Raw genomic sequence first — 8,083 nt, forward strand, 5'->3', positions numbered from 1 at the left:
GGCCGGTATGCGGTGTTGCAGGGTCCGGCCACCGACCTGGGCAACACGGCGCTGTTCGCGAGCCTGACCACGGGTGGTGTGTTGCATCTGCTGGATGAGGAGGTGGTGACGGATCCGGTGGCGGTGTCCGGCTACCTGGCCGAGCAGCGGATCGACTATCTCAAGGCGGTGCCCTCGCATCTGGCCGCGCTTGCGGCGGCGGGCGGTGCGGCGGGCGTGGTGCCGGCGGGTGCGCTGGTGCTGGGCGGTGAAGCAGCCCCGCCCGCCCTGGTCGGTGAGCTGCTCGCCGCGGCCGGTGGGTGTGGGGTGTTCAACCACTACGGGCCGACCGAGACCACGATCGGCGTGGCGACCACCCGTCTCACGGCGGAGGCCGTCGCCTCCGGGGTGGTGCCGGTGGGTGCTCCGGTGGCGAACACCCGCTTCTACGTGCTGGACGATCGTCTGCAGCCCGTCGCTCCCGGTGTGGTCGGCGAACTCTACGTCGCGGGCGCGCAGGTGGCGCGGGGTTATGTGGGCCGGGCGGGGTTGACCGGGGAGCGGTTCGTGGCCTGCCCGTTCGGTGGTCCGGGTGGGCGGATGTATCGGACCGGGGACCGGGTGCGGTGGACCGCCAATGGTGAGCTGGTCTTCGCGGGCCGGGCGGATGAGCAGGTCAAGATCCGTGGGTTCCGGGTGGAGCCGGGTGAGGTACAGGCGGTGCTCACCGCGCACCCGCAGCTCACCCAGGCCGCCGTGGTCGCCCGCGAGGACATGCCGGGGGATGTGCGCCTGGTCGCCTACGTGGTCCCGGCGGATGAGGACGCCGACCCGGGCGAGCTGGCCGCCTCGGTGCGTACGTTCGCTACCGGTCGGCTGCCGGAGCACATGGTTCCGTCCGCGGTGGTGGTGCTGGAGGGGCTGCCGCTGACCGGGAACGGCAAGCTGGACCGCAAGGCGCTGCCCGCACCGGACTACACGGCAGCCACCGCGGCCGCGCGACGCGGCCCGGCGACTGTGCAGGAAGAGATCCTGTGCCAGGCGTTCGCCGAGGTCCTCGGCCTGGACAGCGTCGGCGTCGACGACGACTTCTTCATGCTGGGCGGACACTCACTCCTCGCAGTCACGCTGGTGGAGAACCTGCGAGCCCGAGGCGTCTCGATCTCGGTGCGCGTGCTGTTCCAGGAGCCGACGCCGGCCGGGCTGGCCGTGGTGGCGGCTCCGGCAGAGGCGGATGTTCCGCCGAATCTGATACCCGACGGCGCTACGGAGATCACCCCGGCGATGCTGCCGCTGGTCGACCTGTCCACCGAGGAGATCGAGCGAGTGGTCGCGCAGGTGCCGGGTGGCGCGGCCAATGTCGCGGACGTCTACCCGCTGGCACCGCTGCAGGAAGGCATCTTCTTCCACCACCTGATGGCCGATCAGGGAAACCATGACGTCTATGTGCTGCCGATCGTGCTGGGGTTCGACTCCCGGGATCGGCTGGACGCGTTCCTCGGCGCCCTCCAACAGGTGATCGACCGGCATGACATCTACCGTACGGCGATCGTGTGGGAGGGCCTGCCGGAACCGGTCCAGGTGGTGCTGCGGCAAGCGGCTCTCCCCGTCAACGAGGTCGTGCTCGACCCCGAGGCCCCAGATGCCGTGGGGCAGCTGGTGGAGCTCGGCGGCGGCTGGATGGATCTGCGCAGCGCGCCGCTGATACGGGTGCACATCGCGCCCGAGCCGGGCAGCGGGCGGTGGCTGAGCCTGCTCCATATCCATCAGATGGTCCGGGATCACACCACACAGGAAGCGCTGCTGAAGGAACTGGGTGCGTTCCTGGCTGGGCAGGGCGAGTCGTTGCCTGACCCGCTGCCGTTCCGGGAGTTCGTGGCGCAGGCGCGGCTGGGTGTGCCGCGTGAGGAGCATGAGCGGTACTTCGCCGAGCTGCTGGGTGATGTGGAGGAGACCACGGCGCCGTACGGACTCCTGGATGTCCACGGGGACGGCGTGGCTTCGCAGCGCGCCCAGCTTGCGATTGACAAGGAACTGGCATCCGGGATAAGGGAGTTGGCCCGCTCACTCGGAGTGAGCGCGGCCACAGTGTTCCACTTGGTGTGGGCGCGCGTCCTGTCGGCGGTCAGCGGCCGGGACGACGTGGTCTTCGGGACCGTCCTGTTCGGGCGGATGAACGCGGGCGCGGGCGCGGACCGGGTACAAGGGCCCTTCATCAATACTCTGCCAATACGTGTACGCGTCGATTCGTCCGGGGTAGGACAGGCGCTGTCGGACCTGCGCCAGCAGCTGGCGGAGCTCTTGTTGCACGAGCACGCCCCCTTGGCACTGGCCCAGCGGGCAAGCGGGTTGCCGGGCACCAGCCCACTGTTCACGTCGCTGTTCAACTACCGGCACAACCAGACCGCTGCCCGAGCCGCCACCGCCCCTCACGACGGCCGGGGCGCGGACACCGTGCTCGACGGAGTGAGCGCGCTGCTCACCAGGGAGCGGACCAACTACCCGCTCGTCGTGGCCGTGGACGATCTAGGCACCGGTTTCAGGGTGACCGTCGACGCTGTCACTCCGGCCGACGCGAAGGCCGTGTGCGCGTTGCTGCGCACCACTGCGGAGAACCTGGTGGCAGCACTGGACGCCGGATCGGACCTGCCGCTGAACGGTGTGGAGGTGCTGGACGCGGGCGAGCGGGACCGGCTCCTGACTGAGTGGAACGACACCGAGGTCGAGCTGATGCCTTCGACGCTGCCCGAACTATTCGAGGCTCAGGTGGCACGTACGCCGGAGGCCGTTGCTCTGGTCTCTCAGGGGGCCGAGGTGTCGTATGCCGACCTCGACGCCCGTGCGAACAGCCTCGCCCGATTGCTGATCGGACGCGGCGTGGGCCCGGAGGCGGTCGTCGCGGTCTGCATGGAGCGCGGTGTCGATCTCGCGGTGGCCGTGCTCGGCGTGCTGAAGGCCGGCGGCGCATATCTGCCGATCGACCCGGCATATCCAGCAGAGTGGATGGCGTTCATGCTCGAGGACGCGGAGCCGGTGGTGGTCCTTACCACCGAGGCCTGTGGCCGATCGATGCCCGGTGATGTACCGCGGGTCACGCTGGACGAGTCGTCGGTGACAGTGGCTCTGGCGGAGCTTGGGGCGGGCGTCCTGAGCCAAGAGGAGCGGCTGGCTCCACTGACCTGGGGGCATCCGGCTTACGTGATCTACACCTCGGGTTCCACGGGGCGTCCCAAGGGGGTGCTGGTGGAGCACCGGTCGGTGGCCGGGCTGCTGTCGTGGGCCGCCACCACGTTCAGCGACGGCGAGTTGTCCCGGGTACTCGCGTCGACCTCGCTCAACTTCGACGTATCGGTGTTCGAGCTCTTCGGGCCGCTGGTGGCAGGCGGCAGCGTCGAAATCGTCCAGGACCTGCTCACCCTGATCGACCGGCCCGGAACGCCATGGGCGGTCAGTCTGATCAGCGCCGTGCCGTCGGCACTCTCCCGGGTCCTGAGCGACGGCGAACTGGAGGCGCGGCCCCGGACGGTGGTTCTGGCCGGCGAGGCGCTGACCGCCGACGTTGTGGACAGCGTCCACGACGCCTTCCCGGGTGCCAGGGTCGCGAACATTTACGGCCCGACCGAGGCGACGGTCTACTCGACCGGGTGGCACACGGTTGGCGAGGCCGTAGGCAGTCCGCCGATCGGCCGGCCGATCTCCAACGCCCGGGTGTATGTCCTCGACGGCCGGATGGCGCCGGTTCCCACCAACATCGTGGGCGAGCTCTACATCGGAGGAAGGGGCCTGGCCCGCGGCTACCTGCGGCGTCCGGCACTCACCGGGGAGCGGTTCGTGGCGGACCCGTTCGGACCGACCGGATCGCGGTTGTACCGGACCGGGGACCTGGTGCGCTGGCGTGCGGACGGGAACCTCGAGTACGCGGGGCGCGCAGATGACCAGGTGAAGATCCGGGGCTTCCGGATCGAGCTCGGCGAGATCCAGGCCACCGTCACGGCGCACCCGTTCGTGGCACAGGCCGTGGTGGTTGCCCGCACGGATGCCGCGGGTGACAAGCAACTGGTCGCGTATGTCGTCCCGGCCGATCCGACTGGGGACGCCCGGGCACTGCCCGATGAGATACGAGAGTTCGCGGCCGACCGTCTGCCGCCGTACATGGTTCCCGCCGCGGTCGTGGTGCTTGACGCGCTGCCGCTGACGACGAACGGAAAACTGGACCGGAAGGCGCTGCCGGCCCCGGATCATGCTGGTGCGGCGGGGGTGGGCCGTGAGCCTGCCACCCGGGAGGAAGAGGCCCTGTGCCAGGCATTCTCCCAGCTCCTCGGCATACCGACGGTAAAGGTCGATGACAACTTCTTCGCACTAGGCGGGCACTCACTGCTGGCCACTCGCCTGGTGAGCAGGGTGCGCACGGTGCTGGACGCCGAGCTGTCGATCAGGGCCGTCTTCGCGACCCCCACCCCGGCCGGGCTCGCAGCCTGGCTCGCAGAGCAAGGAAGTCAGCAAAAGAAGGCCAGGCCCGCGCTGCGGCCGATGCGCAAGCAGGAGGAGTCCCGGTGATCCCACTCTCATTCGCCCAGCGTCGGCTGTGGTTCCTGTCGAAGCTGGAGGGGTCGGGCTCGACTTACAACACCTCGATGGTGCTGCGGCTGACCGGTGACCTCGACCATGGGGCCCTGGAGGACGCGCTGCGGGACGTCATCGCGCGGCACGAGGTTCTGCGCACCCTGTTCCTGGTGAGAGACGGGGAGCCGTACCAGCAGATACTTCCCGTCGAGGAAACCGAATTCGAGCTGCCCGTGGCCGAGTCGGCGCCGCAGGAGCTGACCGGTGCAGTGGCGGAGGCGGTTGAGTACGACTTCGACTTGAGCACTGAAATCCCGTTGCGAGCCCAGCTGTTCGCGATGGGACCGGGTGAGCAAGTGCTGGTATTGGTGATGCATCACATCGCCGCCGACGGCTGGTCGACGGGACCGCTGGCGCGGGACCTGTCGGTCGCGTACGAAGCACGCTTGATGGGCAGGGCTCCTGGGTGGGATCCACTGCCGGTGCAGTACGCGGACTATGCGCTCTGGCAGCGGGAGATGTTGGGCGCCGATGACGAGGAAGACAGCGTCCTGCAGCAGCAAGTCGCTTACTGGCGCGCCGTGTTGGAGGATGCGCCGGAGGAGCTGCGGCTGCCCGTCGACCGGCCTCGCCCGGCAGTCTCCTCCCACCAGGGCCACCGGGTCCCGTTGGAGATTCCCGCGGAGGTGCACGAGCGGCTGGTCACGATGGCGCGGGAGCGCGAGGTGACCCTGTTCATGCTGTTGCAGGCCGCCATGGCGATGACGCTGAACCGGGCGGGCGCGGGCACCGACATCCCTATCGGTTCGGCTGTCGCGGGCCGTACCGACGAGGCCCTGGACGACCTGGTCGGCTTCTTCGTCAACAGCCTCGTGATTCGGACCGATCTCTCTGGCAACCCGACGTTCGACGACGTTCTCGATCGGGTTCGCGAGGCCGGGCTCGGTGCTTTCGAGCATCAGGATGTGCCGTTCGAGCGGCTGGTGGAGGAGCTTGCTCCCACGCGTTCGCTGTCTCGGCACCCGTTGTTCCAGGTCATGCTGACAGTTCAGAACACGGGCTCGGCCGCCTTGAGTCTGCCCGGCCTTGAGGCGGAGGCGCTCCCTGCCGGCGCGTCATCCGCGAAGTTCGACCTCGAAGTGTCCGTGGGAGAGGAGTTCGATGCCCACGGTGCTCCGGCCGGGATCCGCGGCAGGCTGGTCGCCGCGGCGGACCTCTTTGCCCCGGAGACGGCCGAACGGATCACGGCGTGGCTGCTGAAGGTCGTCGAGACGGTCGCCGCGGCGCCGGAAACTCGGCTCTGTGCTGTGGGTGTCCTGGATGAGGTCGAGCGGCGTCGGCTGATCGAGGCTGGGGACGGCACCGCCGTCGAGATGCCGGACGCCACGGTGCCAGGACTGTTCGCAGCACAGGTGGCCCGGAAACCGGATGCGGTGGCGTTGGTGGGGAACGGCGTGTCGCTTTCGTACGCCGAACTCGACGAACGGGCGAACCGCCTGGCGCGCGTTCTGGTGGGCCGGGGTGTCGGTCCGGAGTCGCTGGTCGCGGTGTGCATGGAACGCGGCATCGACCTGGTGGTGGCACTGCTGGGAGTGCTGAAGGCAGGAGCCGCGTACCTGCCTGTGGACGTGTCGTACCCCGCGGAGCGCATTGCGTTCATGCTCGCTGATGCGACGCCGGTGTGCGTGCTGACCTCTATGGAGTACGCGCCGGTGGTTCCGGAGCCGGCAGAGGTACCGGTGCTGGTGATGGACGGTGCCGAGATGGTGGCCGAACTGTCGCGGTCGGCCGGTTCGGCGCTTCGCGAGCACGAGCTGAACGGCGTACCGATGCCGGGGTGTTCGGCATATGTGATGTACACGTCGGGCTCGACGGGTGTGCCGAAGGGAGTGGTGGCGACGCACCGCGATGTCGTGGAACTTGCGTCGGCGTCGCATTGGGGGCTGTCGGACGGGACGCGGGTGCTCTTCCAGGCCCCGCATGTGTTTGACGCCTCCGCGTACGAGATCTGGGCCGGCCTCCTCGCGGGTGCCGGAGTGGTGGTCGCACCGGTGGGTGCGCTCGTCGACGGCGGCGTGCTGCGGTCGTGGGTTGCTGAGTTCGGGCTGACGCATGTGCATGTGACGGCAGGTCTGTTCCGGGTGCTCGCGGAGCGCGATCCGGGGTGCTTCAAGGGGCTTGAAGAGGTGCTGACCGGCGGTGACGTGGTGCCGGTGGCCGCCGTGGAGCGGGTGATCGAAGCGTGTGCCGGGGTCACCGTGCGACATTTGTACGGGCCGACCGAGGTCACTTTGTGCGCCACTCAGCGTGCGGTGAACGAGCCGGATGCGCTGGGCGGGACGCTGCCCATCGGTGCGCCGCTGGACAACACGCGTGTGTTCGTACTGGACGACTCGCTGACTGTGGTGCCGGTCGGAGTCGTCGGGGAGCTGTACGTCGCCGGCGCCGGTCTGGCGCGGGGGTACCTCGGTCGTGCGGGGTTGACGGCGGAGCGTTTTGTGGCCTGTCCGTTCTCGTCGGCCGGTGAGCGGATGTATCGCACGGGTGACCTGGCGCGGTGGACGGTGGATGGGCAGTTGGTGTTCGCGGGGCGTGCGGACGAGCAGGTGAAGATCCGCGGGTTCCGGGTGGAGCCCAATGAGGTGCAGTCGGTGTTGGCTGCGTATGCCGGGTTGGCGCAGGTTGCCGTCGTTGCCGGGGAGGATGCCGCGGGTGGTAGGCGTCTTGTCGCCTATGTGGTGCCCGCTGACGTGGAGGCGGAGCCGGGGCGTCTGGCGGACGGGGTTCGGGAGTTCGCGGCGGAGCGGTTGCCGGGGTACATGGTGCCGTCGGCGGTGGTGGTGCTGGAGGCGTTGCCGCTGACGGTGAACGGGAAGCTGGATCGCAGGGCGTTGCCGGTGCCGGATTATTCGGTTGCGGCGGGTGTGGGCCGGGGGCCGGTGACGGTGCAGGAGGAGATTCTGTGCCAGGCGTTTGCTGAGGTGCTTGGTGTGGAGAGGGTCGGTGTGGATGCCGACTTCTTCGCGTTGGGCGGGCACTCGCTGCTCGCGGTGTCGTTGGTGGAGCGGTTGCGGGCGCGTGGTGTTTCGGTGTCGGTGCGGGCACTGTTCCAGACACCGACACCGGCCGGGCTGGCAAGTGCGTCCGGCCCCGAGTTCGTTGCCGTACCGGAGAACTCGATACCTGCGGACGCAGAAACGATCACGGCAGAAATGCTGTCGCTGGTGGACCTGACGGCCGAGGAGGTCGGTCGGGTGGTTGCGCAGGTGCCGGGTGGCGCGGCGAATGTCGCGGATGTCTACCCGCTGGCGCCGCTGCAGGAGGGCCTGCTCTTCCACCACCTGATGGCAGACGGCGGCGATGACGCGTATGTCGTGCCGACGGTGCTGGCCTTCGAGTCGCGGGAGCGGCTGGAGGCGTTCCTGGAGGCCCTGCAGTGGGTGGTTGACCGGCATGACATCTACCGCACGGGGATTGTGTGGGAGGGGTTGCGGGAGCCGGTGCAGGTGGTGGTGCGGCATGCGGTGCTGCCGGTTCAGGA

2 protein-coding genes are annotated in these 8,083 nt (G+C 68.9%); both read left to right on the forward strand.

What is annotated here, in order from left to right:
* Positions 1-12: 12 nt before the first annotated feature.
* Positions 13-4,536 (forward strand): amino acid adenylation domain-containing protein, encoded by a 4,524-nt coding sequence (locus ACFULQ_RS47680; protein WP_383557714.1) that lies wholly within the window; start codon positions 13-15, stop codon positions 4,534-4,536.
* Positions 4,533-8,083, forward strand: a 3,551-nt coding sequence (locus tag ACFULQ_RS47685) for an amino acid adenylation domain-containing protein (protein WP_383557717.1), incomplete at its 3' end; no start/stop codon positions are given. The genes ACFULQ_RS47680 and ACFULQ_RS47685, both read left to right, overlap by 4 nt.

It is taken from the genome of Streptomyces sp. NPDC057253, assembly GCF_042669125.1.
GTDB lineage: Bacteria > Actinomycetota > Actinomycetes > Streptomycetales > Streptomycetaceae > Streptomyces.